We start from the raw sequence: 26,971 nt of genomic DNA, 5'->3' as shown, positions 1-26,971 counted from the left end.
ACCCTGACGTCGTGGCCTCATCCACTTCATCCACTCCGGCCGAGGCCTACGCGGGCTCACGGCGCCGCGCGGCGTATCCGCAGCTGACGCGGTTCGCGGCCGAGGCATCCTTCGAGTTCGACCAGTTCCAGCGGCAGGGCTGCGAGGCCCTCGAGGACGGGCACGGCGTGCTGGTCTGCGCGCCAACCGGCGCGGGCAAGACCGTGGTCGGCGAGTTCGCCGTGCACCTCGCCCTTGCCGAGGGGCGCAAGTGCTTCTACACCACGCCGATCAAGGCGCTGTCCAACCAGAAGTACGCCGATCTCACCGAGCGTTACGGAACGGACGCGGTGGGCCTGCTCACCGGGGACACCTCGATCAACGGCAACGCGCAGATCGTCGTGATGACCACCGAGGTGCTGCGCAACATGCTCTACGCGGGCTCCTCCACCCTGACCGACCTGGGCTACGTGGTGATGGACGAGGTGCACTACCTCGCCGATCGCTTCCGCGGCGCGGTCTGGGAGGAGGTCATCCTGCACCTGCCCGAGTACGTGCGGGTGGTCGGGCTGTCCGCGACGGTCAGCAACGCTGAGGAGTTCGGTGAGTGGCTGATCACCGTCCGCGGGGACACCGCGGTGGTGGTGGACGAGCACCGGCCGGTGCCCCTGTGGCAGCACATGCTGGTCGGGAACAGGTTGTTCGACCTGTTCGCGGCCAAGCAGGGCGAGCACGGGGACCAGGAGAGCCGGATCAATCCGGCCCTGCTGCGGCGTACCGAGGAGGTCGGCAGGCTGCACGCCCCCGCGGGTATCCGCGGCCCGCGCGGGCGCAAGGGCCAGCCGCGCGGCCCCCGGTTCCGGCCGCCGTCCCGGGTGGAGGTGGTGGACCGGCTGGATCGGGCGGGTCTGCTGCCCGCGATCGTGTTCATCTTCTCCCGCGCGGGCTGTGACGCCGCCGTGGGCCAGTGCGTGCGCTCCGGCCTGTGGCTGAACAGCCCCGAGGAGGTGGAGGAGGTGCGCCGGATCGTCCGCGAGCGCACCGCGGACCTGCCCGAGGGCGACCTGGGCGTGCTGGGCTACTGGGAGTGGCGGGAGGCGCTGGAGCGCGGGATCGCCGGGCACCATGCCGGCCTGCTGCCCGCCTTCAAGGAGACCGTCGAGGAACTGTTCGTCCGTGGCCTGGTGAAGGTGGTGTTCGCCACCGAGACACTCGCACTCGGGATCAACATGCCCGCCCGCACCGTGGTGCTGGAACGGCTGGTCAAGTACAACGGGGAAGCCCATATGGACCTCACCCCGGGGGAGTACACCCAGCTCACCGGCCGGGCAGGCCGGCGCGGCATCGACGTCGAGGGACACGCGGTTGTGCTCTGGCAGCCGGGAGTGGATCCCAAGCAGGTCGCCGGGCTCGCCTCGACCAGGACCTACCCGCTGCGCTCCTCGTTCCGGCCCGGCTACAACATGGCTATCAACCTGGTCGGGCAACTCGGCGCGGCGCAGGCCCGTGAGCTGCTGGAACAGTCCTTCGCGCAGTTCCAGGCCGACCGGTCGGTGGTTGGCATCTCGCGCCGGATCGAGCGGAACAAGGAGGCGCTGGAGGGCTACGCCGAGGCGGTCACCGGGGACTTCCAGCAGATGCTCGAGTACGCCGAGCTGCGGAAGAAGATCTCCGACCGGGAGAAGGCGCTGGCCAAGCAGAACAGCGCCGCCCGCAGGGCGCAGACCAGCCGGTCGCTGGAGCAGCTGCGCCGGGGCGACGTGATCGCGGTGCCCGCGGGCAGGCGGGCCGGGCTGGCGGTAGTGATCGACCCCGGCCTCGACCCGCTGCACGAGCCCCGCCCCGTGGTCGTGACCGAGGATCGCTGGTCGGGACCGTTGTCGGTGTCCGACTTCCCTTCCCCGGTGGAGGCGCTGGGCCGGGTCCGGCTGCCCAAGCATGTGGAGCTGCGCTCGCCGAAGACCCGCAGGGACATCGCCTCGACCCTGCGCAACACCGGGATCACCAAGCCGGGACGGCAGCGGCGGCGCTCCGGGGCGAACGAGGACGAGGAGCTGGCCGACCTGCGGCGGGCGATGCGCGCCCATCCCTGCCACGGGCTCGCCGAGCGGGAGGCGAACCTGCGCTGGGTGGAGCGGTACCAGCGGCTCACCGCCGAGACCGAGCAGCTGGAACGCAAGGTCGCCGCCACGACCCACTCGCTGGCGCGGGCGTTCGACCGGATCCGCGCACTGCTCACCGAACGCGGGTACCTGGTCGAGGAGGAGCAGGAAGCCGAGACGCGGACCAGGGTGACCGAGCACGGCAAGCGGCTCGCCCGGCTGTACAGCGAATCCGACCTGCTGGCCGCCGAGTGCATCCGGCACGGGGTGTGGGACGGCCTCAAGCCACCGGAACTGGCCGCCGTGGTCTCCGCGCTGGTGTTCGAGGCGCGCCGGGATGCCGCGGGCGAGCCCAGGGTGCCCTCCGGAGCGGTGCCCGAGGCGTGGCAGGAGACCGTGCGGCTGTGGTCGGAGCTGGCCGACGACGAGCGCAGGCACCGGCTCGACCGGACGAGGGAGCCGGATGCCGGGTTCGCCTGGCCGGTGTACCGCTGGGCGCGGGGCGAGTCCCTGGAGAAGGTGCTCACCTCCGCCGAGGCGAACGGGCAGGAGCTCTCCGCCGGTGATTTCGTGCGCTGGTCCCGGCAGGTGATCGATCTGCTCGACCAGATCCGGGATGTGCTTGGCAAGCAGAACCCGGTTGGCGCCGCGGCCGCGGACGCGGTGCGTGCCCTGCGACGCGGTGTTGTCGCGGCAGGCGAAACGTGATGGCCTTTACGTGTGCGGAACGACCGTCTGTGGTTGGATCGCGCACGACCTGACATCGAAAGGCGGAGGCGACGAACGATGAGCACGCCGTACGGAGGAAACGACCCGCAGCAGTGGGGGCAACAACCCTACGGCTCGGGGGATCCTTCGGGGCCACCCTCCGGTGGCTTCCCCGGCCAGCCCCAGCCGGGATACGGCCAACCGGGCTATGGTCAACCAGGTCAACCAGGTCAGCCGCCTCCCGGTTACGGGCAGCAGCCCGGGTATGGCCAGCCTCCCGGCTATGGGCAGCAGCCGCCACCGGGATACCCGCAGCAGCAGCCGCCCGGGTACGGTCAGCCTCCCTACGGCCAGCAGCCTCCACCCGGGTACGGCCAGCCCGGTCAGTTCGACTACGGCCAGCAGCCCTATGGCCAGCCGCCGGGTGGCCAGCCCGGCAAGTCCAACAAGGGTCTGTGGTTCACCATCGGCGGGGTGGTCGTGGTGATCGCGCTGGCCGCGGTGGCCCTGTTCGTGTGGCCGGGGTGGGCGATGCCGGGCAAGACCTTCGACAACGCCGCCATGGAACGCGACATCCAGAACCTGATCAGCGACAACTACCCCGTCCAGGGCGCGGTGGAGAGCGTGTCCTGCCCGGCCGACCAGCCGGTTAAGGAGGGGCACACCTTCGAATGCGACATCACGATCGGCGGCCAGCAGCAGAAGGTCTCGATCACGGTGGTTGACGAGGCTGAAGGCAAGTACGAGGTCGCGATGCCGAAGTAAAACCGGTGGCCGCCGCGACCGGGCGGCAGCCACTATGGCCACTATGAGTGATCACACCGTCCAGGTGCTGCACGGCGAGGACGACCTGCGCGCCGCCTACGACCTGCTCCGGCACAGCCTGCATGCCCCGCCTTCCTCCACCGAGGACTGGCAACAGGTCCGGAACGCCTACCAGGAAGGCAACACACTCGGCGTCTTCGATGACACGCTCATCGGCACCGCCCGGTTCTTCGACTCCGAGCTGGTCCTTCCCGGTGGCGGCATGTTGCCGACGGCGGCGGTGACCGGGGTCGGGGTGCGGCCCAACCGCACCCGGCGCGGTGTGCTGACCGAGCTGATGCGCACCCAGCTCACCGATCTCGCCGAACGCGGGATTGCGGTGGCCGGGCTGATCGCCTCGGAGGGCCTGATCTACGGCCGGTTCGGCTACGGGATTGCCACCACGGGCCGCTCCTACACCGTCGATCGGCGGCGGGCGGTGTTCCGGCCGGAGATCCCGCACGAGGGCCAGGTCGACCTGTTCGACCTGGACACCGCGCTGGAGCGGCTGCCAGCGGTGTACCGGGAGCTGTCGCCGCGCTGGCCGGGGATGCTGACCCGGAACCAGTACTGGTGGCCCGCGGCCGGAGTGTTCATGCGGCGCACCGGGAATCCGGTGACCGCGGCCGTCCACTATGGACCTGGTGGTGCCGATGGGTTCGCTATCTACGAGGTGGCGCGGCCCGACCCCGCCCGCGGAGCCGTGCTCAAGCTGATGGACTTCCACTACGGCTCGTTCTCCGCCTTCGCCGGGCTCTGGCGCTACCTGCTCGGGGTGGACCTGGTCGGCGAGATCGAGGCGTCCGGGCGTCCCCAGGACGAGTACGCCGAGTTGCTGTTCACCGACCCGCGCGCGGTGCGGGTCAACGGTGCCTCCGATGCACTCTGGCTGCGCCTGGTGGACGTGCCGGGGGCGCTGCGCGCACGGGAGCGCGGCCAGGGGACGGTGGTGCTGGAGGTGGTGGATCCAGTGCTGGAGCACAACTCCGGGCGGTATCTCGTCTCGGCGGACGAGGTGACGGAGGTGACGGCACCCGCAGGGCTCCGGCTGCACGTGGACACCCTCGCGATGATCTACCTCGGTGGCTGGCGGCCGTCGGCGCTGGCCGAGGCCGGACGGATCGAGGTGGCCGACCCGGCGGCCGTGGCGGCGGCGGACAGCCTGTTCGCGACGCACCGGACGGCCTGGTGCGGTACCTTCTTCTAACCTGTTGACGATCAACCTGTCGGGGTGCGGGCGTGCGGTTGCGTGTAGTGCTGCTGCTGGCGGTCGCCGGCGTGCTGCTTGGCGCGGGCTGTGACCAGGGCAGCGGCCAGGACGAGGGACCGGGTACATCGGCGGCCAGTTCCGCCACCAGCACGACCCCACCCGGCGGCAGCCGGAGCACAGCCGCCACGACGACCACGCTGTCGCCGCTGCCGAAGGTGTTCGACCGGCTGGCCATGCAGGCCTCGGTGCGCAAGGTGCTCACCGAGAGCTACGGCCTGGCGGAGGTGACGAACGTGAACTGCCCGCCGGGCCAGCCGGTCCAGGTCGGCAGCACCTTCGACTGCGCGGTACGGGTGGCCGAGGAGGCCAGGACGGTCACCATCACCGTCACCAGCGAGGACGGCGAGTACGAGGTAAGCGCACCCGACTAGACCGGGTTGCAGAAGGCGCGCGGTCGCGGTGGCCCTACTACCCGGCCAGCGCGTCCAGCAGCCGTTGCACCGAACCGCCGAGGTTCCAGCGCTCGCCGAGTTCCAGCGCGCGCTCCGGGTCGGCGGGCGCGGCGGGCACCCGGTCCGGGCGGGAGAACTCCACCGGGGCGTCCGGAGCCACCTGCACCACGGTGGGCGCCACGGCGAGGTAGTCGGCGGCCTCGGCGAGCCGCAGCCGGGTCTTGGGCGGCACCCGCGGATCACCCTCGGCCGCGGCGCCGATCAGCGCCTCCAGCGAACCGAACTGGCTGATCAGCTTCGCCGCGGTCTTCTCGCCGATCCCGGCCACCCCGGGCAGGCCGTCCGAGGGGTCGCCGCGCAGGGCCGCCATATCGGCGTAGGCTGGGCCGGCGTTCTCCTCCGGCACCCCGTACTTGGCCGCGATCTCCGCCGGGCCGAGCGGTTCCGCTTTGTTCCAGCCCTTGCCGAGGTAGTACACGGTGACCGGGCTGGGCTCGGTCCGCACCAGCTGGAACAGGTCCCGGTCCCCGCTGATCACCTCGACCGGGTCGGCCGACTCCCGAGCCACCAGCGTGCCGATCACGTCGTCCGCCTCATACCCCGCCGCCTCGGCGGTGGCCAGCCCGACCGCTTCCAGCACCTCCAGGATGATCGGTACCTGCGGGCTCAGCGCGTCCGGGACGACCTCTACCGCACCGTCCTCGGCTTCCTCGGCGACCCGGTGCGCCTTGTAACTTGGCAGCAGGTTCACCCGGAACTGTGGCCGCCAGTCCGCGTCCAGGCAGGCGACCAGCCGCCCCGGTCGCCGGTCGGTGAGGATCCTGGCTACCGTGTCGGTGAACCCGCGCACGGCGTTGACCGGCGTGCCGTCCGGTGCGGTCAGCGATTCCGGCAGGGCGTGGAACGAACGGAAGTACATGCTCGCGGCGTCGAGCAGGGCCAGCGGTGCGGTCACCGGCACAGCCTGCCACACCTGCTACCCACAGCGGGCGAGCGACCCGGATCCGTTCCCACATCGGGGAAGTCGAGGTCGCTCGTCCGGCAGCAAGCCACGCACCCGTGGTGTGCCTGGGTTAGCTGCAACGTGCACTTTGCAAAGTTTCGCCGCTGTTCTAGCGTGTTTAGGTGGCTGGGAAAGAACGATTTCGTGCGAACCGAATCCGGTTGTGTTTCCGAATGTGTCAAGGCCATGAGCGTGAATCGTGAGGGCGGCCGCCGAACCGCACGGCCGCAGCCGAAGATCCATCGGGTCCCGGCGCATTCCACTCCTGGCGGTGCTCGCCGCCGCCGGTATCGCGGCGGTCGGCTCCGCGATGACCATGGTCGCGATCCCGTGGTACGTGCTGGACACCACCGGCAGCGGGTCGATGACCGGTGCCGTGGCCGCGGCCGAAACGGTGGGTCTGCTGCTGTCGTTCTCCGTGGCGGGCACCCTGGTCGACCGGCACGGGCCGCGGCGGATCAGCGTGCTGGCCGATCTGCTCACCGTGCCCGTGCTGCTTGCCGTGCCGCTGTTCGTGGCCACGATGGAACTCTCCCTGCTCGCGCTGGCGGCCATGGCATTCGGGATCGGGCTGGGCCGGGCACCCTCGCGCACCGCCAAACAGGTGCTGCTGCCGGAGGCGATCGCGCTCGCCGGGACCCGAGTGGAGCGGGCCACGGCCGCGCTGGAAAGCGTGCACCGGATCGGGGACCTGTTCGGCGCGCTGGCCGCGGGCGCCCTGATCACCGTGCTGGGCGCGGCGCCGGTACTACTGCTGGATGCCAGCACACTGTTCCTCGCGGCCGGCCTGGTCGCGCTGCTGGTGCCTGCGAGGTTCACCGAGCGGCCCGCGTGCGGGCAGGACCGGGGATACCTTGCCGACTTGCGGGAGGGCGCCCGGCAGCTGCGTGGTGACCACCTGCTGCTGTGGGTCTCCGGATTGTGCGCCGGGATCAACGCCCTGTTCGTCGGGCTGTACTCGGTGCTGGTCCCCGCCTACGGAGCCAGGGTGTGGCAGAACAGCGCGCTGGTCGGGGTGGTGATCGCCGCCGTGGGAGCGGGCGGCCTGCTCGGCGCGCTGCTCTACGGCTGGCTCGGCGGGCGGTTCGGTCGCCGAGCCATCTTCAGCTGGTGCTTCCTGTTGTGCGGGGCACCGACCTACGGCGTGCTCGCCGCCAACCCTCCTGCGGTGGTGATGGTGCTGCTGCTGACGCTGTGCAGCTTCGGAGTCGGACCGCTGAACCCGGTGCTGGCCGGGCTGATGTACGAGCGGGTCCCGGTGGCGCTGCGGGGCAGGGTGTTCGGCGCGCTCTACACCGGGGCGATAGCGGCCATGCCGCTTGGCGCGCTGCTGGCGGGCGCCCTGCTGGACTGGATCGGGCTGCGGCCCGCCGTGCTGGTGCTCGGCGGGATCTGTCTCGCGGTGGCCTGCTGCCCGCTGATGTTCCGGATCTGGCGGGAGATGGACGCGCCGCCGGAATCGACCGTGCTGGTGGCGCCGGGGTGAGCGGTCAGCGGAACTCGGTGCCGGTCGGCAGCGGCGGCAGCCGGTCCGGCCGCACCACCGGCGGTGGGCCCGATCCGGCTCGCGGGGTGGTCGTGGCCGGGATCCGCACGCTGGTGCGGCTCAGGTCCACCCGTACCGTGCCGGGCTCGGCCGGACTGACACTGAACCCGCGGTCGGTGCCCGCGATGATCAGCGCGAGGTGATGGCCTCGGGGCACCACATGGTCGGTCGCGGACAGCCGGAAGGTCATCCGGTAGTCGCGGCCGGGCTCCAGCGGGCCGGACTCGCGCAGCGTGGCGTGGTTGGCCAGGTCCGCCCAGCCGCGGGAGATCACCTCCAGGTCCACCGCGGTGGTCGTGGTCGCGGTGTTGCGATAGCACGGATCGTCCCCCGGCCGGGTCGCGCCCCAGCAGGATTCGGTACCCAGGGTGCGGATGCCCTCGCCGGGGCCGAGGTAGTCGCGGATGGTCGCGGGGCCGTAGTCGACCAGGACGGCGCTCAGGTGCGCGGTCGGGGTGGATGGGCTCGCGGTCACCGTGATCGAGGAACTGCCCGCGATATGCAGGTCGGAGCTCAGCGGACCCGAGTCGTACAGCACCCGCTCCGGCGCGGGTTCCCCTGGCCGCGCCGCCCAGTCCCGCGAGCCCTTGCCGGGGTCGTCGGTGAACGCCGCGGCCGAACCCGGCTCCGGCCGCTCGGTGCCCAGCGTGCCCAGCCCCGGTTGCGCCCCTGGCTGCGGCCACAGCGTGGTCTTCTCGGACACCGGCCAGCTGCGCTGCTGGACCCACTGGTCCGGGGCGCGTTCGATGCTGGCCATCGGCTCTCGTTCGATGCCGTTGTTGATGCCGAGCAGCCACCGGTCGAACCAGCGGTGCAGGGTGTGCACCCACTCGGCACGGCGGAAGTCGAAGGGGTCCACGTGCCCGGTCTGGGACAGCCACAGCTTGCGCGGTACCCGCAGCGCCTCCCACCACTGCCCGAGGTGCCGCATCTTCACGTTCAGGTCACCGAGGCCGTGTACGGCGAACACGCTGGCCCGTACCTTGCTCGCGTCCCGGACGTAGTCCCTTTCGGTCCACAGTGGAGTTACATCGCCGTTGGCCGGAGCGCCCTCGATCAGCTCCCGGTGCACCGCGGAGCAACGCTTGGCCGCCTCCGGGGACTCGATCCGGCGGCCGAGGTTCACCGGCTGCCGTGGGTAGGGGCCGTAGCCGAATGCCACCCCGTCCGAACGGAAGTAGTCGTACCAGGAGCTGATCGCGGCGATCGGCACGATCGTGCGCAGCCCGGGGACCCCGGTGGCGGCCACTCCGTTGGCCACGGTGCCGTCCCAGGACTTGCCGATCATGCCGACCGCGCCGCTGGACCAGTCGGCCCGCACCTGCTCGCCCCCGTCGCGGTAGCCGGCCGCGCGCCCGTTCAGCCAGTCGACCACGGCCTTGCCCGCGGCGACCTCCGCGCGGCCACCCACGTCGAGGCAGCCCTGGGAACGGTTGGTGCCCGCAAGGTCCACCAGCACCACCGCGTAACCACGGGGCACGAAGTAGTTGTCGTAGAACAGCGGGAAGCCCAGCGGGCGATCCTGCGCGTCGTAGGTCTTGAGCTCGCTCTCGTTGCCCCGCCCCAGGTTGCCGTAGTACGGGCTGGCTTCCATGATCACCGGAACCTCGATCCCGGCGCGCGCCGCTTCGGCGGGCCGGATCACGTCGGCGACCACCCGGTCGGTGCGGCCGTCCCGGTCGGCGTCCAGTCCGGTGTCCACCCAGACCCGCTCGCGGATGGCCTCGGCGTAGGAGTAGACCGGCTGGCTCACCCCGTCCCGGATCGCGAACGCGGGCGGGGCGGCGGTGGCGGGCACCGGGATCGTCAGTACGCCGAGGACCAGCACCAGTAACGCGGCGAGCCCGCGTGACGCAGACCAGTTCACCACTGCCTCCCAGAGTCTCGTCTCGACGGTAGGGAGCGCGGTGCCGGCCGCGGCAGGGCCGAACGTCGGGAGTCAGCCCCCGGCCGGGGTGATGGTGGGCTCGTGCCGCACCGGGAAGTTCACCGAGTTGGCGATGAAGCAGGCGCGGTGCGCGTCCTCGTGCAGCCGGGTGGCGGTCTCGACCATGTCGGCCGACTCTACCGTGATCTCGGGCCGGAGCACGACCTCGGTGAACTGGCCGCCCGCGCCGCTCTCGGTCATCGAGCCGAACGCCCGGTCCAGGTACTCGGTGACCACGACCCCCGAGGTGGAGCACAGGTGCAGGTACCACAGCATGTGGCACTGGGACAGCGAGGCGACCAGCAACTGCTCGGGGTTCCAGCGGGACGGGTCGCCGCGGAAGGCCGGGTCGGAACTGCCCGCGATCGGGCCTGGCCCGTCCGTGCTGACCTCGTGCTCGCGCCCGAAGTCGCGGTACCCGCTGGTGCCGGTGCCCCGGTTGCCGGTCCAGGTGACCACGGTCCGGTACTCGTGCCGCCGCTCCATACCTGCTCCCTACTGCTGTGAGTGTCCGTTCGCTGCGAATTCTGCAGGGAACGGACACTTACAGCAGCCGAGTTTCCGAGGCGGGCAGCGACCGGTCTGGTTCCGGTGGCGGCTACGCTCGGGTCATGTCGCGTCGTTCTTTGCACACCCCAGCCCCTGACGTTGCCAGCCTGCGCGCCCGGATCGAGCGCGCCAAGGCGGCCGCGGCGAAGGCGGACACCGATGCCCTGCTCATCGCGCCGGGCTCGGACCTGCGGTACCTGATCGGCCAGGCAGGTGGTTCCTTCGAACGGCTGACCACCCTGGTGGTCCCCGCCGGTGACGCCGCACCCGCGCTGGTGCTGCCCCGGCTGGAGGCGCCGGGATACGCCGATGTGCCCACCGACGAGCTCGGTGTGGAGATGCTGACCTGGGTGGACGGCGAGGACCCCTACCGGCTGGTCGGCGAGCGCCTCGGCGGGGCGGGCCGGATCGCGGTGAGTGATACCATGGTGGCCCTGCACGTACTCGCGCTGCGGGACACGCTCGGCGGCACCGATCAGACACTGGCCGGGCCGATCCTGCGTGAGCTGCGGATGCGCAAGGACGCCGCCGAGATCGCCGCGCTGCGCGCCGCGGGCGCCGCCATCGACCGGGTGCACGCCAGGATGGGGGAGTGGCTGCGGCCGGGACGCACCGAGGCCGAGGTCGGGGCGGATATCACCGCGGCCATCCTCGAGGAGGGGCACGTCCACGCGGACTTCGTCATCGTCGGTTCCGGGCCGAACGGGGCGAGCCCGCACCACGACGTCTCGGACCGGGTGATCGAGCGTGGTGACGTGGTCGTGGTGGACATCGGCGGGCCGATCCCGGAGGGGTACAACTCCGACTCCACCCGTACCTACGCCGTCGGCGCACCCCGGGACGCCGATGTGCCGGACACCTACGCGGTGCTGCAGGAGGCGCAGCGGGCTGCGGTGGCCGCGGTCCGGCCGGGCGCGAGCGCGCAGGAGATCGACGCCGCGGCCCGCACGCCCATCAGCGATGCCGGGTTCGGCGAGTACTTCATCCACCGCACCGGGCACGGTATCGGCCTCGACGTGCACGAGGAGCCCTACATCATGGGCGGCAACGATCTCAGGCTCGAGGAGGGCATGGCCTTCAGCGTGGAGCCCGGCATCTACCAGGACGGCCGGTGGGGCGCCAGGATCGAGGACATCGTCGTGGTCACCGCGGATGGCGTGGAGGCGCTGAACAACCGTCCGCACGATCTCGTCGTGCTCGACCAATGAGCACTGGTTCGCTCGAGCCGCTGGACCAGGCCATCGCGCGGGAGCTCGCCGCGGACGGCAGGCGCAGCTTCACCGATCTCGCCGAGCGGGTCGGGCTCTCGGTCTCGGCCGTGCACCAGCGGGTGCGCAGACTGGAGCAGCGCGGCGTGATCAAGGGCTACACGGCGCGACTGGACGGGGAGCAGATCGGCCTGCCGCTCACCGCGCTGATCTCGCTCACCCCGAACGATCCGGGAGCCCCGGACGACTACCCGCAACGGCTGGAGCACATCAGCGAGATCGAGTCCTGCTACTCGGTGGCGGGCGACGAGTCCTACATCCTGCTGGTGCGGGTGGCCTCCCCGCTGGCGCTGGAGGACCTGCTGCGCAGGATCCGCGAGTCGGCCAAGGTGTCTACCCGCACCACGGTGGTGCTGTCCACCCCGTTCGAGGGACGTTCACCCACCCTGTAAGGCAGGGTACGATCATTGGTATGGCAACACGCAAGGTAACCCTGTCGCTCGACACCAGTGCGCTGGAGTTCGCGGAGCGGGCCGCGAAGGCGGACGGGATCTCGGTGTCCTCCTGGCTGTCGAAGGCCGCTCGCAGGGAAGCCGTGCGTACCGGGTACACGCCTGTCTGCACCCGCCGCGGGGTGCCGGAGGGCACCGAGGGCACCGAGGTCGCCGCGGCGGACGAGGCCGAGGTCGCCGCGGCGGAAGCGGAGCTGCGTGCGCAGGGGTGAGATCTGGACCTACCACCCACCCACGGAGCAAGCCCGGCCGCGCACGGTGCTGGTGCTGTCCTCGGACGGCGTGAACGACTCGGAGCGGCCGTGGCTGCTGGGTACCGAGTTGCTGGAACAGGATCCGCAGGACATCCTCGGCGTACCGCTGGACGGGCGCTACTGGATATCCACCCTGGGTATCACTCGGTTGTACCGTCCGTGGCTGAACGAGCAGGTCGCGGAGATCGACCAAGACACGCAGGAACGGGTGGACGTTGCCCTGCGGGCCGCGCTGGATCTCTGAACCGGCGTCGGCTGGATAGAGTTCTCACGATGTCGCCGGAAGCTGTCCGTGGTGCTCAGACGAGGCGGTTCGGTTGTGGATCGCGCTCGGGTGGCCGGGGTATGGGCCGCGATCGCCGATCGCGCCCGGCAGGAGGCGGAGTCATGACGGCAGTCGACCGGCGGGCCAGGGAGGCGTTCATCGCGCTGGCGGATTCGCTCGTCGCCGGGTTCGAGATCATCGAGTTCCTCGAGGAACTCAGTGCCAGATGCGCCGAACTGCTCGACCTGTCGGCCTCCGGCCTGCTCCTTGTCGACCATCGGGGCGCGTTGAACCTGGTAGCCGCCTCCACCGAACAGGTTCGGCTGCTGGAACTGTTCGAGTTGCAGAACGAGGAAGGTCCCTGTCTGGAGGCCTACCGTAGTGGCCAGGTCGTAACCTGCTCCGATCTGGCCGTCGCCACCCAGCGGTGGCCGCGGTTCGCCACAGCGGCCACGGAGGCCGGGTTCGCCGGGGTGCACGCGCTGCCGATGCGGCTGCGGGCGGAGGTGATCGGCGCGGTCAGCCTGTTCAGCACCTCGCGCCGATCACTGGAGCCGGATGCGTTGGCGCTGGGCCAAGCGCTCACCGACGTGGCCACGGTGAGTGTGCTGCACCAGCGAGCGATGCGCAGCCCGGAGGTCGTCGTCGAGGAACTGCAGGCCGCGCTGAACAGCCGCATCCTGGTCAAGCAGGCCACCGGCGTGCTGGCCGAGCGGGCCGGTGTCACCGTGGGCCCGGCGTTGCGGTTGCTGCGCGGGCACGGTCGCGACACCGGGCAGGGACTCGGTGATCTCGCGCGGGCCGTGGTGCACGGCACCGCCGATGTCGCCGCGATCCTCTCGGCGCGGCCCGCCGAGTAGGCCGGCGCGGAACGATTTTCCACGACGCTCGTTTGTTATCCTTTTGTGGGACTTCCGACCCTGTTTCTCCCTGGTCGTGCCAGGTTCGCTGGAACGACCCTACGAATAGGGGGCAGCGATGCACGGGAAAGTGGAACGATCGAGTGGAATGCTCGATCGGAATACCTTCCGTGCCATTACCGCGCAAGTACGGCTGCACGAGAATCGAAATGCGGAATCGGCACGTGCATACCGGTCCCGGACGCGGCTGGATACGGTGCGGGCCGTGCTCGCGCGGGCCTGTGCCGGGGCAGGCCTGGCCGTATCCGGGGCTGAACTGGTCCGCCTGGTCGGCAACGCGGTTTTCCGCCTCCCGCACGATCGGGTGTACGTCAAGATCACCCTCACCCCGCGACTGGCGCACCGGGCTGGCAATGCGGTCATCGCCGCCCGGCTGCTGGCCGAACACGGCATCCCCGCGGTCCGGCCGGTCGGTGAGCTGCGCCAACCGGTGCTCGTGGGCGGGCACGCGGTGACCTTCTGGCATGAGGTGGCCGGTGGCGCCGAGCCGACCACCGCCGATCTGGGTCGGCTGCTGTCGCGGCTGCACCGGCTGCCGGTCGGCACCTGCGGCCTGCCTCGCTGGGACCCGCTGCCGGATCTGCGGCACCGGTTGCGGGACGCGGGGGACTGGCCCGCAGCCGACCTGGCCTTCCTCGCGGACCGATGCGCTGCCGTGGCGGCGGCGCTGCCGGGGCTGCGCTACGTGCTGCCCGCCGGGCTGGTGCACGGTGACGCGCGGCTGGGGAACCTGCTCGCCGGACCCGAGGGTGCCGTGCTGTGCGATTTCGACACCACCGGCATCGGCCCGGTCGAATGGGATCTGGTGCCTGCCGCCGTCGCCCAGTCCCGTTTCCAGGACGCCCGGCACCTGCACGACGACCTCGCCGCCGCCTACGGTTTCGATGTCACCCGCTGGGAGGGTTTCGAGGTGCTGCGCGAGCTGCGTGAGCTCAAACTGGTCACTTCCGCGCTGCCGATCGCGCACAGCGATCCCGAACTGGCGGCGCAGCTGCGCCACCGGTTGCGCACCTTCCGCGAAGGGGACACCACGGCCAGGTGGACGCGCTACCGGTGACGCGACTGGGCCGCGGCCCAGTCGTAACCGTAGATCCTCATCCGCTCACGACATGCGAGGGCTGGATGTGGATGATCACCCGCTGCACGCCCCGTCGCTGCTCGTAGGGGTAGGTGTCCTTGTCCAGGTACTTGCGTGCCAACAGGTCAAGGAACGCCTTCTCGGGATCCGGCTCGATCTCGACGACGTTGCCCCGTACTTCCAGGTAGCGGTAAGGGTCGTCGGGATCGAGGATCGAGATCGATACCCGTGGGTCCCGCCGGATGTTGTGGTATTTCTGCCGGTCGGTTCCGGTCGAGATGAGTAGCTGCCCGTCAGCAGCGTCGAACCACACCGGATGTGACTGGGGCGCCCCGTCCGGCCCGAGTGATGAGAAATGCGCGAAGCCCTTCTTGTCGAGCAGGTCGGTATGGCTGCCGGGGATCTCGGCGCTTCGTGTCTCCCTGCTAGCCGTGAGTTTGTTGATGCTGTCGATGTCGTCCGCCGCGTCGCGGATGATCTCCGCCATCGTTCTCTCCTTGCTGTCCCGAACAGGCTGAACGCCCCGCTTGTCAGGTTGTTGACATGCCCAGGGTGTGTCAAGATGCTGACATGAGTCAAGCGGAGACCGTGGGCGACCTGGAGCGCTCGGTGGGCTACGTCCTCAAACAGGCCCAGGCCACGCTGCACACCGCGATGGACGCAGTGCTGCGGCCGCTGGAGCTGACCGTGGCGCAGTACGCCTGCCTCGAACTGCTCGGCCAGTACCCTGGGCTGTCCAACTCCGAACTCGCCCGCGGCGCGTTCGTCACCCGTCAATCGATGAACCTCGTGCTCCGCGGGTTACAGGACCGAGGCCTGCTCACCCGACCCGAGCAGGCACCCCACGGCCGCGCGCTGCCCAGTCAGCTGACGAGCGCCGGGCAGGAGAAGCTGCACGCCGCCAGCGTGGCCGTGCGCTCCATCGAACGGCAGATGCTCTCTCCGCTGTCCACGGAGGAACAACATCGGCTTCGGGACGACCTTGCCGCCTGCGCTACCGCTATCGCCTCTGGTCCCCTGATGAGACTCATCGGCCGCCGCGCGGGCGGCCATGATCCTTCCGACATGGCGTTCCGACCAGTCCGCGATCGCCTTGATCGGGGTGCGCAGGGAGCGGCCCAGTTCGGTGAGTTCGTAGGTCACTTTCGGGGGAACTTCCGCATGCACGGTCCTGGTCAGCAGGCCGTCGCGCTCCATGGCACGCAATGTCTGGGTGAGCACCTTCGGCGCGACACCGCCGATTCCGGCGCGCAACCGGGTGAACCGCATCGGGCCGTCGGCGAGCAGGGTGACCACGAGCACGGTCCACTTGTCCCCGATGCGGTCCAGCACGACGCGGGTGGGGCAGTTCGGGTCGGTCAGATCGCCTCGTGGCTCGGTAACCATGAGGTACCTATAGCACGTTGAAGTACTCGGTAACCAGTGGTTACCTTCCGGATGGATAGTCCGGCGGAAAGGAAGTCGAAGTCGATGTCCACTGTGTCTCATGGATCGTCCGTGCCCGCCGTCATCGCGGTTACCGGCGCCAGCGGCGGGATCGGTGGCCGGGTGGCTGCCCGGCTCGCCGAGGCCGGGTTACCGTCGCGGCTGCTCGGCCGTGATCCCGAGCGGCTGCCCCGGCTACCGGGCGCGACGGCGGCACCACCGGCGCCCTACGGTGACGGCGCCGCCATGCGCCGGGCGCTGGATGGGACGGGCACGTTGTTCCTGGTGTCCGCGCACGAGAGCGCGGACCGGGTGACCGAGCATCGCACCGCGGTGGACGCCGCCGTGGCGGCCGGGGTCGAGCGGATCGTGTACGTGTCCTTTCTCGGCGCGGCGCCGGACGCGACCTTCACCTTCGCCAGGGACCACTGGCACACCGAGCAGCACATCCGCGGCACCGGCCTGCGCTACACCTTCCTGCGGGACAGCTTCTACCTCGCCGCGCTGGCCGGGATGGCCGGCGCGGACGGGGTGATCCGCGGGCCGGCCGGGCAGGGCCGGGTCTCCGCGGTGGCGCACGACGACATCGCCGACGTGGCCGTTGCGGTGTTGCGCGGCGGTACGGAGCATGACGGCAGGACCTACGAGGTCACCGGCCCGGAGGCGCTGAGCATGACCGAGGCCGCGGAGGCGCTGAGCCGGGCGAGCGGCCGCACGGTCAGTTACGTGCCGGAGACCAGGGAGGAGGCCTACGCCTCGCGGGCGAGCTACGGGGTGGCCGACTGGGAGATGGCGGGCTGGGTCAGCTCCTACGAGGCGATCGCGACGGGGGAGGTGAGCACCGTCAGCGGCACGGTGCCGGACCTGACCGGTCACCCGGCCCAGTCCTTCGCCGAGTTCCTGCGGCGCAACCCGGACAGCTACCGCCACCTGCTTCCTGCGGACTGACCGGCAGGACTCGGTGGTCACCGGCGTGCCGCGTACCTGGTCTCGAGCTCGCGGGTGCGCTCGGCCGGCCACGGGCAGCGGATCTCCCCGAACAGGGCGGCGAAGAACAGTTCGAGATGGGTCTGCCAGGCGGCCAGCACGGTGGCCAGCGATCCCGCCAGGTGCGCGGGCACCGTCTGGGTCAGCACCAGCCGGGTGCCCAGCTGCGGGTCGGTGTGGATCTCGAACCGGACCCGGCCCGCCGGCGCTCCCTCGTGCAGCCACTCGTACTCCAGCAGGTGCGGCGCCGCGACCTCGGTGAGCCGCCCCTCTTCCTGGTAGCCGTGGGTCGCCTGCAGCGGCGGATCCGCGCCCGGCGCGGGTTCCGGGGCGCCTTCCTCGGCCGCCGCGGTCAGCTGGGACCACACCTGCTCGGCCGGGCGCCACACCAGATCCCGCTCGAACCGCAGCAGGTAACCGTCCGCGGTCTCGTGCACCTCACCCTCGCCCAGCCCGAACCGTTCCACGTAGGACTCGATGCTCGCCAGCATGCTCGCGGCGTCGCCCGCGGCCGGCTGCCCGGTCCCGTCCAGCGCGGCGACCAGCGCGGCCAGGCAGGTGTCCCAGCCCGCGGCGTTGCGAGCCGCGGCCAGCCAGCCGCCGTTGTCCGGGCTGACCGTGTGCGTGAAGACCAGCAGGCAGCCCGTGCCGTCCGGGGTCAGCTCGAAGCGCAACACGTCGCCGTTCCACTCGAAGGCGAACAGCTTCGGCGGGTCGAACTCGAGGACCTGCCCGGTGAGCGCCTCGCCCTCCTCGGTGCCCTCGCCGGGGAAGACGAACCGCATCGGCGCACCGGGCCGCGGCTCGGTCTCCACCCTGGCGGGGAACCAGTGCGCCAGCTCGGCCGGGTCGGAGAGAGCGGTGAACACCTTCTCCGGCGGGTGCGCGATCCGCCGCTCGAAACGCAGCACGGACTTGCCGTCCACGGTGTCCATGGTCGCCCAGTTCGGTCCCACGAGATTCTCCCATCCATCAATACCGCGACGGCAATATAACCGGTTAGGCATACTGGCCGTCAACCCGGCCGGCCGCACGTCCTCCGGCTCAGCGGTTGGGGTCCGGCACCGTGGCGGCGTGCAGGTTGCCGTCCTCGCCGATCCGGCAGGCCGCGGTCCGCGTATCGGTACCGAGGAACTCGGTCAGGCACCGGGCGAACTGCGCGTGCCCGGCCGCGTTGGGGTGGAAGGACTCCTGGATCGCGTGGGTGACCCGGTCCAGCTTGGTCAGATCGTCCCACTGCACGGTCAGCCTGCTGAACCACTCGGTGCTCGGGTCGGCGCCGCCGCTGCACGCCTCATGCCCGGTTCCGGCCTGGGAAAGATCCAGGAACCGGGTGCCGGCCTGCCGCGCGGCCTCGCGCAGCCCCTCGTTCAGCTTCCCGACGCCCGGGCCGCTGATCCACTCCAGGTCGGTCTTCTTGAACGGGCAGCCGTTCAGCGACCGCAGATCCTCGGGGATGTCCGGGCCGACCGGTGCCGCGTAGGACTGCAGCACCAGGTCGTAGTCGGTCCTGCGGTAGCCCGCCGTGTGCAGCACCTTCTTGATGTCCCGCAGGGCGCCGACGACCTTGGGCACCATCGCGTCGATCCGTTGCTGCCAGTCGCCCTTGATCTGCTCGCTGCACGGCGCCGCGTTGTCGCGGAACCAGGCGTGGAAGCACTCCGAAACCAGGCGGGAGAAATGCGGATCGTCGTTGGCTCCCAGCGCGACCGCCACCGCGACCACCCGGTGATTCTTGATCAGTGTGGCCAGTTGCCTGGCCTGCGAGGGCTCGGTCCACTGCGTCACGTCGCCGAGCGCGACCTGCGCCGAGGGGGCACCTGAGCAGGCGAGGTTGACGGTGGCGGTGACTCCGGGCAGGTCTGTCTGGTGCACCATCGCGTTCCGCGAGCGGTGGCACCAGTTTCCGTCCTGCCCGTTGGTGGCGGGCAGGTAGTCGCCCGCACCCTCCCCGGAGAGAGTGCTGTCGCCCATGCTGACGATGGTCAGCGGTCCGGATCCCGGCGGTCCGGGGCGGTCCACCGGCCCCGGTTCCTTGCCCGCGAACACGAACACCGCCACCAGGGTCGCCACCGCGAGCAACGCGAGACCGCCGAACCACCACCGATACCGTCGCATCATCGGGACCGAGTCTACGAACCTCCGGCCGCGGCCCGATCACATATCGGCGAGCAATCCGTCCAGCAGGCGCACCCTGCGGTCGGCGATGCCATGCACCTGTTCGTCGTGGGTGGCCACGATCACCGCGCAGCCCTCGTCGGCGCAGCCGCGCAGGCTGCGCAGCACGGCGGGCACACTGCCGGAGTCCAGATGCGCGGTCGGCTCGTCGATCAGCAGCACCCGTGGCCTGCCGCTGATCGCCCTGGCCAGCGCGACCCGTTGCTGCTGTCCGAAGGAGACCTCGGCGGGGTGCCGGTCGGCGAGCGCACCCACCCCGAGTTCCGCCAGTAGTGCTGACACCCTGGCGGCGATCGCGGCCGGGTCCCGCTCGCCGTCCGGGCGCAGCCGCAGCGGCAGCGCGACGTTCTCGGCCACGGTCAGTTCCCCGGCCAGCCCGAGCGCCTGCGGGAGTACCGCGCAGGTGTGCCAGGACGGGGCACCTGCAATCGGCACGCCGTCCAGCGAGACGGTGCCCGCGTCCGGGGCGTCGAACCCGCCCAGCAGGGCCAGCAGCGCGCTCTTGCCGGAGCCCGAGCGGCCGGTCACGGTCACCAGTTCACCACCGGTGACCCGCAGTTCCAGGCCGCGCAGGATCTCCACCTCGCCGCCGGGCTGGGCGAACCGGCGGCGCAGGCCGACGGCATGCAGCGCCGGACGCCCTGGGTCGGAACGCTCGGTCCGGTCAGGCACGATCCTCCACCCCCTGCAGCTTCCCGCCGCGCAGCCGGGCGACCCGGTCACCGAGCCGGATCAGCCGGTCGTCGTGGGCGGCCACCACCACGGCATGCTCGCGTTCGGCCAGCAGCCGCAGGGTCTCCAGCACCAGGTCGGCCGAGCCGTCGTCCAGCTGCGAGGTCGGTTCGTCGGCGAGGATCACCGAGGAACCCCTGGCCAGGGCGCAGCCGAAGGCGAGTCGTTGCTGCTGCCCGCCGGACAGTGCGGTGATCCGCCAGTCCGCGGTGCCAGCCAGCCCCAGCTGCGCCAGGATCCGCGCCGGATCGCACCGGGTGCGCACGGATTGGGCGGCCGCCCGCAGGTTGTTCGCTACGGTGAGGTGGTCCAGCAGGTTGTCGAGCGGGTTCTGGAACACCTGGCTGAGCCGGTCCCGCCGGAGCGCCCTTCGTGCCCGGTGCCCGAGCTGTCCGGTGTCGGTGCCGCCGAAGGTCACCGTGCCCCGCGCCGGACGTTCGAACAGGCCCAGCACCCGTAGCAGCGTGGACTTGCCGGAGCCCGAGGGGCCGGCCAGCACAGTGATCCCGCGGTCCGGCACGTCCAGGGTGACCGCGTCCAGCGCGGTGACCGTCCCGGTCGGTGGGCGGTAGTCCACGCCGAGGTCGCGCAGCGCGAATACCGTGCGCTCCGTCGCCGCCGGTTCTTCGTTATGCACGCAGCAGCTCCGCGGTCCTGGCGGTGCGCACCGAGCGCACCGCGATCCAGCCTGCCAGCGCCACCACCAGCGCGCCGATGACGAGGACGGTCAGCACGAACGGGGAGAGGTCCGGCAGTTCGGAACGGGGCGCCAGCCAGCGCGCCGGGTCGAACCGGGGTACGGCGAACCCGGCCACGATGATCCCGCAGGTGACGCCGGTGGCGATGGCCAGCCCGGCCAGCGCGCCGTGCTCCAGCAGGTGGCTGCCGAAGAGTGCCCGTGGCCGCAGCCCCATGCGCAGTAGCAGCGCACCGGCCAGCGCGTTCTGCCGCCTGCGCACCTCCACCGCGACCAGCAGCCCGAGCACGGCCACCACCCCGAGTACCACGCCCAGCACGCTGACGTAGGAGAACGCCCACTCCACCACGTAGAACGGCAGCGCGTCGAGCGCTGTGGTTCGGTCCAGCGGGTTGTGCAGGGTGAGGCCCGCCGCGCCGAGCGCTGCCGACACCTCGCGCACCGGGGCCGCCGACACCACCCGCCAGTCCGGGATCAGCTCCAGCTGCTCCGCCGACAGCGCCGCGCGCGAGATGACGTAGCCGTGTTCGCCGCCGATGAGCGGGAAGGCTGGGAGGTCGGCGACGGGGTGCGCGTCGGGCAGGCCCGGCAGGGCCACCGACTGGGCCGCGGTGTGCCCGACCCGGATCGCGGGGATGCCCTGCGGTCCCGGGGCGCCGAGCCGGTCCAGCAGTCGGGGTACCCGTCCGCCGGGCACCGCCTCGGTGGCTGCCCCGCGGGTGAAGGTGGCGGGGTCCACCACCAGCACGATGTTGCCGGCGCCGGTGAGCCTGCCGACCACGGTGCTCTGGTCCCGCAGTTGCGCGGGCAGCGGGACCTCGCCGAGGCCGACCGAGCTGCCGATCCCCAGCTGGGAGGTTCCGCCGACCAGCATGGCGGTCTTGGTGTCCAGTGCCTGCCGCTGGCCGCCCGCGATGCCGGTGCCCGCCGCGAGGGTGCCGATGGCGAGCACGCCGATCACCAGCACGCCGGTGACCGGGGCCTTGGCTCCGGCGAGCCTGCGGATGGCCAGTTGCAGCGCGGGGCGCGACCACAGCCGGGTGCGGCGGGAGGCATGCAGCAGCAGCCAGACCAGCCGCGCAGCGAGCAGGCCGACAGTGAGTACTACGAACACCGGGTAGGTGAGGGCGAGCGGATCGACCTGAGGCAGGGGATCGGACAGGGTGCCGAACCCGCCGTGGTCGCGCAGCCGCAGCCAGCCCAGCAGCGCCAGTGCGGCGGTCAGCAGTTCCCAGGGCACCAGCATGGCGATCCTGGCGAACCGGCGCCGCGAGCCCAGCCTGCCGAGCTGGAACTCGCGATGCGCGCGCAGGGCGACCAATACGGCCAGCAGGGCCAGCGCGAGGACCAGCACGCCTGCCGCCACCAGCGCGCCCCGCCACAGGTCCGCGGCGAGGATCTCACCCGGCGGCCCGTAGACCGGGAGCAGCAGCCGGGCCAGCGCCATCCCGGTCAGCCCGCCCGCGAGCAGGGGCAGGCCGAGTTCGGCCACCGCGAGGCCACCGAGTGCTCCCGGGCTGGAGCCCCGGGAGGCGAGCAGCCGCAGTTGGCCGTGCCGTCGCTGATACCACTGCAACCCGACGGTGCCGATGCCGCCGCAGCCGACCAGCACACTCAGCCCGGCCAGCGGCAGAATGGAGAAGGCCACGTTGCCCTGCGCCTCCTGCGCGATCCGCACGGACTGGTCGAACGGCAGCTCGCCGGCCAGCTCCGGTAGCCCCTGTGCGCGCACTTGTGCGCTGACCGCCGCGATCAGCTCGCGGGACCGGTCCAGCCGCGCGGTGGCCTCGGCGGGAGTGGCCGGGGCCGGATCGTCGAAGGTGAGCGACAAGCGCTCGATCCGGGGCGGGGCAAGGTCGGGATGGGACCGCAGCGCCTCGGCGAAGGTCTCCCGGTCGGTGGCGAAGAAGACGAACCCGCTGGGAATGTGGTCGGCGATCCGGTTGTGCACCGCCAGATGCTGCTGCGAGCACCACCAGCGCGGCGCGGGCCGCTCGAGGTCGGTGTAGATGCCGGTGACCGCGGGCAGGGTCGCTCCGTTGCCGCGGATGCCGAGGCCGAAGTCGCGAGCCGAGGCCAGCCGGGCGCCCATCCACAGTCCCGGCGAGCGATCACCGCGCACCAGCTCGAGGTGGTCCAGTCCCTGCTCGGCGTAGCTGATCCGGGTGCGGAAGGACTCGCCCCGCAGCGAGGTGTCGGCGAGCCTGCTGTGCATGGACACCCGTGGCGTGCTGAAGCCGTGTTCCGCGGCCTGGCGGCGCACGATGTCGATCATCGCGTCGGCGGTGTCCAGTGAGACCGGCAGGGTGGTGAACATCGGGCCGTAGAGGTCCGGGCAGACCGTGTCGGACTGGTAGCCGGTCGCCGCGCCGCCCGCGGCCGCGGTGTGCAGCACGGCGGCCATGGCGAGGAAGCAGGACAGCAGCGCGGTGGCCGCGATGGTGATCATGGTGAGCGGGCTGGACAGCGCGGCCCGGGGAGCCTTCCGCCACGGCAACCCCAGACCCCTCCGAGAACGCATGTGCGGACGCTACCGAATCCACACCCGATACGGTGACGATTCGCACGCGTTGCCGTCGTATCAGCATTGACTGTACTGTTGGGGTCATGCTGACCTGCGAGGCGCGGGAGGCCGCGCTGGCCCGGCTGGGGCGGGCGCTGGCGGACCCGACCCGGTGCCGGATCCTGGTGGCGTTGCTGGACGGCGTGGCCTACCCCGGCCGCCTCGCCGACCATCTCGGGCTGACCCGCTCCAACGTGTCGAATCACCTGTCCTGCCTGCGCGGGTGCGGGCTGGTGGTGGCGACCTACGAGGGGCGGCAGGTGCGCTACGAGCTTGCCGATCCGCACCTGGCCCGTGCACTGGGGGAACTGGTGCAGGTGGTGCTCGCGGTCGAGCCCAGCGAGGAGTGCGCCGAGGAGCAGCCGGCCGGGGTCGCGGTCACCACCGGCGCGGCCGCCGACCGGGTCTGAGCACCACGACCGTCAGCCCGCAGCCGGCAGGGTGCCGATCGCCTGGTCGACGCAGGACGCCCAGGAGGTAGCGCCGAGCAGGTGTGCGCTGCGGTGGCCGACGCGGGCGCTGGAGACGATCAGATCGGGTTCGAGCGCTGAGAGCGACTCGAGGCTCGCCCTCAGCGCATCGAGGTCGCTGACCTCGGGGATGAATCCCGCGGTCCAGACTCCCTCCGCGTCGCGGAAGACCGTGTCACCCGTGAACAGGTAGGTCAGTCCATCGGCCCCGGTGACCAGAAAGCATGTGCTGCCCGGCGAATGTCCAGGGGTCGGGATCACCTCGACCCCGTTGCCGTCGACGTGGCGCTCGGTGAACAGCACGTCGGGCTCGGCGAACTCGCGGACGTCGTCCCGCTCCGCCGCGGAGGCGTGCAGCCGGGCGCCGAACCGTTCGCGGATCCGCGCCAAGGCCGGCCCCGCTTCGTCGCGGTGACTGAGGTACTGGTGGGCCGCACCTCCGAGCTCGTCGATCGCGTCGAAGTCGTCGCTTCTACCGGGGGAGTAGAAGAGGATGTTGCCGCCGGACGGCGCGGTCCAGAGATAGGCGTGTGTGCTGAGCCCGGGGAACGGTGCGAAGGTCTGTGTCTGCCACAGGTCGGTTCGGATCGGCGTCAGTGTGGATGTCCCTGGTGGGTTCGTGGAGTCGGTCATACCCCGACGCTAGAACCTCAACCAAAGTAAAGGTCAATCGCTGGTGGTGCCCTGCAGGTCGAGGATCTCCTGCGGGTTCCAATAGTCCCGCCAACACAGGATCCGCCCGCCTGTGGCGCGCAGCACCCAGAGGTAACGCACCGTGAACTCGTGGCCGGAGGTGGTGACCACCCCGTCCGCGTCGTACTCGGCGACGATGACCTCGGGGTCGGCTGTGTCGTGCACCGCGACCGGGCGGAACTCGTGGAAGTGCAGGGGAACCCTGGACAGCGAGCCGAAGTACTCCCGGACCCGTTCCCTTCCCTCGATTCGGCGCGGTACGCCAGGCGGGGCATAGGGTAGTTCGTGCACGCCGTCCTCGGCGTACAGGTCGGCGAGGCGGTCGAGTTCCTTGTTTCGCAGCAACGGCAGCATGCGGTCGAGCAACTGACGTGGTCCGGCCTTCCCTGTCATGGGGCCCCCAGACTGATAGTGTCGATAAATAATAGTGGTATACCACCATAAATAGTGGACGGTATCGTTGTCCAGTGACCGACGTGACCGATTCCGGGGACGATCTCGCCAACGAGGTGGTCCAGCTGCTCGTGGCGATGAGTGGGCGGTTGAGCAGGCATTTCGCCGCCTGCGCCGCCGAGTTCGGGCTGTCGGCGGGGGAGGGCAAGGTGCTGCTCGCTCTGGAGCCCGGCGAGCCACGGCCGATGCGCGTGATCGCCAGGAAACTCGGCTACGACGCTTCCAACCTGACCGCGGTAGTGGACAGGCTCGAGGATCGCGGTGTGCTACGCCGTTGTCCCGATCCGGCCGACCGCAGGGTGAAGGCGCTCGTCGCGACCGATAGCGGGCTCCTACTCACCCGGCGGCTGGCCGAGCGGTTGCGCGCGGGTCAGGGCCCGGTGCACGCGCTGACCGTGCCGCAGCTGCGGCAGCTGCGCGGGCTGCTGCGCCGGGCGATGGCCGGGGAAACGTAGCTCGCCGCGGCCGGGCTCATCCGGCGTACCGCAGCACCGGCAGCATGTCGCCCGCGGCCGGTGCCTCCGGCTCGGCTTGCACGCACTCGCGCAGCCGGGTGCGCAGTGCCTCGGCGTCGATCCCGGCGCCGATCAGCACCAGCCGGGTGGTGCGCTCCTCGCGCCGCGACCAGCTCGAGGAGTGGAACCGCAGGAAGTTGCCCACCGTGTGCAACTCGAACTTGTCCTGGTGGCCGGGGATACCGAAGTACACCACCCCTTTCATCCGGTAGAGGCCGCCGGGCCGGTCGTCAAGGAAACGCATCAGCCTGCGCGGGTGCAGCGGTTCCGCCGAGGTGAACTCGATGCTCTCGTAACCAGCGTGCAGGTGGTGCTCGTGGCCACAGTCCTCGTGCTCATCCAGGAGCAGATCGGTCAGGGACAGCTGCCGTGGGACATCGGTCCGGTGCGGGCGGTGTGGCCGGTCGAACAGCAGTTCCGGGTCGACCCGGCCATGCACGGTGGGCAGCAGCGGGGTGCCGCCCACGATGCTCTCCAGGATCGCCAGCAGGTCGGCTCGCGTGTGCTCGTCCACGCGGTCGGTTTTGTTCAGCACCACCAGGTCGGCCAGGGCCAGGTGCTGGTCCAGTTCCGGGTGCAGCTCGCGGGTACGGATGAACTCGGCCGCGTCCACCACCTCGAGCAGGCCGCCGTACTCGATCCGCTCGCACTCGCTGGCCAGCACCATGCGGATGAGATCGCGGGGCTCGGCCAGCCCGCTCGCCTCGATCACGATGACGTCGATCCCGGCTGCCGGGTCGGCGAGCTTGCCCAGCATGGCGTCCAGCCCGCTGGCGTCGACCGCGCAGCACAGGCAGCCGTTGCCGAGCGAGACCATGGAGTCCACCTGCCCGGCCACCGTCATGGCGTCGATGTTGATGCTGCCGAAGTCGTTGACGACCACGCCGATCCGGGCGCCCGCGCTGTTGCGCAGCAGGTGGTTGAGCATGGTGGTCTTGCCCGACCCGAGAAAGCCCGCGACGATCACAACCGGGATCCGCGCCTGTGCCACAGCGGCGAGGTTATCGGTACCCTCCTCGCGCCGGGACGGGGGTGTAGCGGCGCACCCCGGTCAGCAGCGGTCCAGCATCCCGGCGAGGGCGTCGCGCTCCGCGGTGGTGACGGTGAGCCGGTAGTGGTGCTTCACCACGATCCAGTCAGCGGCGTAGCCGCACCACCGTGACTCCAGCGGCGGCTTCCATTCGTCCGGAGCCTGGTCGGACTTCGACTGGTTGACGTTGTCGGTGACGGCCTTCAGCTGGGGGCGCTCCAGGTCGTTGGCGAACTGCTCCCTGCGCTCGTCGGTCCACGACCGGGCACCGCTGACCCAGCCCTGCGCCAGCGGAACCATATGGTCGATGTCCACATCGGACGGATCGGTCCAGGTGGCGCCGTCATAGGGGCTGGTCCAGCTGCCGGAGGTCGGGGAGCAGTCCGCCCCGGCCCGCACGTCCTCGCCGTCGCGCCGCAGCACGGTCTCCCGGGTGTTGCAGTTGCCCGAGACCGGGCTCCAGTGCGGGAACCGGTCGCGGTCGTAGCCGCTGATCGGGCCGCGGGGCGCGACGACCAGTTCCGCCAGCCGTTCCCGCGCCTGCGCGGGCTCCGCATCGGGGGTCGGTCCGGGCCGCGGGTCGTCGCCGACGGCGGTGACCGCGTCGCAGGAACTCAGCAGGCAGGCCAGGCACCCGGCCACGGCGATCCAGCGCAAGACTCGCACCGGCTACACACCCCCAGCCCCGCGAGCGGTCGGCGAACACCACTC

Annotated in this window: 27 protein-coding genes and 2 pseudogenes; 15 read left to right on the top strand and 14 right to left on the bottom strand. The window is 70.9% G+C overall.

Translation table 11 applies throughout. From position 1 onward, the window contains the following. Positions 1–11: 11 nt before the first annotated feature. The 4 genes from KOI47_RS18075 to KOI47_RS35720 all read left to right on the top strand — a co-directional run bounded on the left by KOI47_RS18075 (position 12) and on the right by KOI47_RS35720 (position 5,234). Positions 12–2,789 carry a DEAD/DEAH box helicase gene (locus tag KOI47_RS18075; RefSeq protein WP_216204713.1) on the top strand — a complete coding sequence of 926 codons (2,778 nt, stop codon included), beginning with the start codon at positions 12–14 and terminating at the stop codon, positions 2,787–2,789. 78 nt (positions 2,790–2,867) lie between these two features. Further along, entirely contained in the window at positions 2,868–3,554 is a 687-nt protein-coding gene (locus tag KOI47_RS18070) for a DUF4333 domain-containing protein (protein WP_216204711.1), read from the top strand. A gap of 43 nt (positions 3,555–3,597) precedes the next feature. Then, positions 3,598–4,800, top strand: a complete 1,203-nt coding sequence (locus KOI47_RS18065; protein ID WP_216204710.1) for a GNAT family N-acetyltransferase — start codon at positions 3,598–3,600, stop codon at positions 4,798–4,800. A gap of 32 nt (positions 4,801–4,832) precedes the next feature. After that, positions 4,833–5,234, top strand: coding sequence for a DUF4333 domain-containing protein (locus tag KOI47_RS35720; protein WP_232376093.1), 402 nt, complete (start codon positions 4,833–4,835; stop codon positions 5,232–5,234). A 37-nt stretch (positions 5,235–5,271) separates the two neighbouring features. On the opposite strand, the gene KOI47_RS18055 is transcribed toward KOI47_RS35720, so the two are convergent. Further along, positions 5,272–6,210, bottom strand: coding sequence for a 5'-3' exonuclease (locus KOI47_RS18055; RefSeq protein ID WP_216204707.1), 939 nt, complete (start codon positions 6,208–6,210; stop codon positions 5,272–5,274). 319 nt (positions 6,211–6,529) lie between these two features. Between KOI47_RS18055 and KOI47_RS18050 the strand changes: the two genes are divergently transcribed. Continuing rightward, the gene (locus tag KOI47_RS18050) at positions 6,530–7,744 is read left to right on the top strand and encodes an MFS transporter (RefSeq protein ID WP_216204704.1); all 1,215 of its coding nucleotides are present in this window, start codon (positions 6,530–6,532) and stop codon (positions 7,742–7,744) included. 4 nt (positions 7,745–7,748) lie between these two features. Here KOI47_RS18050 and KOI47_RS18045 read toward each other — a convergent pair whose 3' ends face one another. Continuing rightward, positions 7,749–9,671 (bottom strand): Xaa-Pro dipeptidyl-peptidase, encoded by a 1,923-nt coding sequence (locus KOI47_RS18045; RefSeq protein ID WP_408629833.1) that lies wholly within the window; start codon positions 9,669–9,671, stop codon positions 7,749–7,751. A 72-nt stretch (positions 9,672–9,743) separates the two neighbouring features. Continuing rightward, a complete protein-coding gene (locus tag KOI47_RS18040) occupies positions 9,744–10,217 on the bottom strand; it encodes an OsmC family protein (protein WP_216204701.1) in 474 nt (157 codons plus the stop codon). A gap of 125 nt (positions 10,218–10,342) precedes the next feature. Between KOI47_RS18040 and KOI47_RS18035 the strand changes: the two genes are divergently transcribed. From KOI47_RS18035 to KOI47_RS18010, 6 genes are all read left to right on the top strand, one after another. Further along, positions 10,343–11,488, top strand: a complete 1,146-nt coding sequence (locus tag KOI47_RS18035; RefSeq protein WP_216204698.1) for a M24 family metallopeptidase — start codon at positions 10,343–10,345, stop codon at positions 11,486–11,488. After that, entirely contained in the window at positions 11,485–11,940 is a 456-nt protein-coding gene (locus KOI47_RS18030; RefSeq protein ID WP_141995600.1) for an Lrp/AsnC family transcriptional regulator, read from the top strand. Before KOI47_RS18035 ends, KOI47_RS18030 begins: the two co-directional genes overlap by 4 nt. A gap of 20 nt (positions 11,941–11,960) precedes the next feature. Beyond that, positions 11,961–12,212 carry a hypothetical protein gene (locus KOI47_RS18025; RefSeq protein WP_216204694.1) on the top strand — a complete coding sequence of 84 codons (252 nt, stop codon included), beginning with the start codon at positions 11,961–11,963 and terminating at the stop codon, positions 12,210–12,212. Continuing rightward, the gene (locus KOI47_RS18020; protein WP_216204691.1) at positions 12,199–12,498 is read left to right on the top strand and encodes a hypothetical protein; all 300 of its coding nucleotides are present in this window, start codon (positions 12,199–12,201) and stop codon (positions 12,496–12,498) included. The genes KOI47_RS18025 and KOI47_RS18020 overlap by 14 nt, the downstream gene beginning before the upstream one ends. A gap of 143 nt (positions 12,499–12,641) precedes the next feature. Then, positions 12,642–13,379, top strand: coding sequence for a GAF and ANTAR domain-containing protein (locus tag KOI47_RS18015; RefSeq protein WP_216204686.1), 738 nt, complete (start codon positions 12,642–12,644; stop codon positions 13,377–13,379). Positions 13,380–13,644: 265 nt separating this feature from the next. Continuing rightward, positions 13,645–14,496: a phosphotransferase gene (locus KOI47_RS18010; protein ID WP_232376092.1), complete on the top strand. Its 852-nt coding sequence runs from the start codon at positions 13,645–13,647 to the stop codon at positions 14,494–14,496. Between the two features lie 37 nt (positions 14,497–14,533). Here the strand turns inward: KOI47_RS18010 and KOI47_RS18005 are convergent, their stop codons facing one another. Beyond that, positions 14,534–15,004, bottom strand: coding sequence for a PPOX class F420-dependent oxidoreductase (locus tag KOI47_RS18005; RefSeq protein ID WP_216204680.1), 471 nt, complete (start codon positions 15,002–15,004; stop codon positions 14,534–14,536). 56 nt (positions 15,005–15,060) lie between these two features. Here KOI47_RS18005 and KOI47_RS36300 point away from each other — a divergent pair. Beyond that, positions 15,061–15,360 (top strand): annotated as a pseudogene (locus tag KOI47_RS36300) (MarR family winged helix-turn-helix transcriptional regulator); the annotation flags it as partial. Positions 15,361–15,540: 180 nt separating this feature from the next. Here KOI47_RS36300 and KOI47_RS17995 read toward each other — a convergent pair. Further along, positions 15,541–15,903 (bottom strand): annotated as a pseudogene (locus KOI47_RS17995) (winged helix-turn-helix transcriptional regulator); the annotation flags it as partial. Positions 15,904–16,014: 111 nt separating this feature from the next. Here KOI47_RS17995 and KOI47_RS17990 point away from each other — a divergent pair. Beyond that, positions 16,015–16,890 carry an SDR family oxidoreductase gene (locus KOI47_RS17990; RefSeq protein ID WP_232376091.1) on the top strand — a complete coding sequence of 292 codons (876 nt, stop codon included), beginning with the start codon at positions 16,015–16,017 and terminating at the stop codon, positions 16,888–16,890. A gap of 17 nt (positions 16,891–16,907) precedes the next feature. Here KOI47_RS17990 and KOI47_RS17985 read toward each other — a convergent pair whose 3' ends face one another. The 5 genes from KOI47_RS17985 to KOI47_RS17965 form a co-directional block, all read right to left on the bottom strand. Further along, the gene (locus KOI47_RS17985; protein ID WP_232376090.1) at positions 16,908–17,885 is read right to left on the bottom strand and encodes an SRPBCC family protein; all 978 of its coding nucleotides are present in this window, start codon (positions 17,883–17,885) and stop codon (positions 16,908–16,910) included. A gap of 88 nt (positions 17,886–17,973) precedes the next feature. Next, a complete protein-coding gene (locus KOI47_RS17980; protein WP_216217374.1) occupies positions 17,974–19,047 on the bottom strand; it encodes a GDSL-type esterase/lipase family protein in 1,074 nt (357 codons plus the stop codon). 39 nt (positions 19,048–19,086) lie between these two features. Continuing rightward, entirely contained in the window at positions 19,087–19,779 is a 693-nt protein-coding gene (locus KOI47_RS17975; protein ID WP_408629832.1) for an ABC transporter ATP-binding protein, read from the bottom strand. Continuing rightward, a complete protein-coding gene (locus KOI47_RS17970; protein ID WP_232376089.1) occupies positions 19,772–20,476 on the bottom strand; it encodes an ABC transporter ATP-binding protein in 705 nt (234 codons plus the stop codon). Before KOI47_RS17970 ends, KOI47_RS17975 begins: the two co-directional genes overlap by 8 nt. After that, the gene (locus KOI47_RS17965) at positions 20,469–23,057 is read right to left on the bottom strand and encodes an ABC transporter permease (protein ID WP_216204675.1); all 2,589 of its coding nucleotides are present in this window, start codon (positions 23,055–23,057) and stop codon (positions 20,469–20,471) included. Before KOI47_RS17965 ends, KOI47_RS17970 begins: the two co-directional genes overlap by 8 nt. A gap of 86 nt (positions 23,058–23,143) precedes the next feature. Between KOI47_RS17965 and cmtR the strand changes: the two genes are divergently transcribed. Then, entirely contained in the window at positions 23,144–23,509 is a 366-nt protein-coding gene (cmtR, locus tag KOI47_RS17960) for a Cd(II)/Pb(II)-sensing metalloregulatory transcriptional regulator CmtR (RefSeq protein WP_216204672.1), read from the top strand. Between the two features lie 12 nt (positions 23,510–23,521). On the opposite strand, the gene KOI47_RS17955 is transcribed toward cmtR, so the two are convergent. Together KOI47_RS17955 and KOI47_RS17950 are read right to left on the bottom strand one after the other, a co-directional pair. Then, complete coding sequence (locus KOI47_RS17955; RefSeq protein WP_216204668.1) at positions 23,522–24,202, bottom strand: MBL fold metallo-hydrolase; 681 nt, start codon at positions 24,200–24,202, stop codon at positions 23,522–23,524. A 33-nt stretch (positions 24,203–24,235) separates the two neighbouring features. Next, on the bottom strand, positions 24,236–24,655 hold the full coding sequence (locus KOI47_RS17950; RefSeq protein ID WP_216204666.1) for a nuclear transport factor 2 family protein: 420 nt from the start codon (positions 24,653–24,655) through the stop codon (positions 24,236–24,238). Positions 24,656–24,729: 74 nt separating this feature from the next. Here KOI47_RS17950 and KOI47_RS17945 point away from each other — a divergent pair, with 74 nt between their 5' ends. After that, positions 24,730–25,170 (top strand): MarR family winged helix-turn-helix transcriptional regulator, encoded by a 441-nt coding sequence (locus KOI47_RS17945; RefSeq protein WP_216204663.1) that lies wholly within the window; start codon positions 24,730–24,732, stop codon positions 25,168–25,170. A 16-nt stretch (positions 25,171–25,186) separates the two neighbouring features. Here KOI47_RS17945 and KOI47_RS17940 read toward each other — a convergent pair whose 3' ends face one another. Next, positions 25,187–26,221 (bottom strand): CobW family GTP-binding protein, encoded by a 1,035-nt coding sequence (locus KOI47_RS17940; protein WP_216204660.1) that lies wholly within the window; start codon positions 26,219–26,221, stop codon positions 25,187–25,189. 60 nt (positions 26,222–26,281) lie between these two features. After that, a complete protein-coding gene (locus KOI47_RS17935; RefSeq protein ID WP_216204658.1) occupies positions 26,282–26,926 on the bottom strand; it encodes an HNH endonuclease family protein in 645 nt (214 codons plus the stop codon). Positions 26,927–26,971: the final 45 nt, after the last annotated feature.

It is taken from the genome of Amycolatopsis aidingensis (assembly GCF_018885265.1).
Classification (GTDB): Bacteria; Actinomycetota; Actinomycetes; order Mycobacteriales; family Pseudonocardiaceae; genus Amycolatopsis; species Amycolatopsis aidingensis.
Note: the sequence above shows the minus strand (reverse complement) of the source record. Positions and strands in the feature narration are given on the sequence as shown.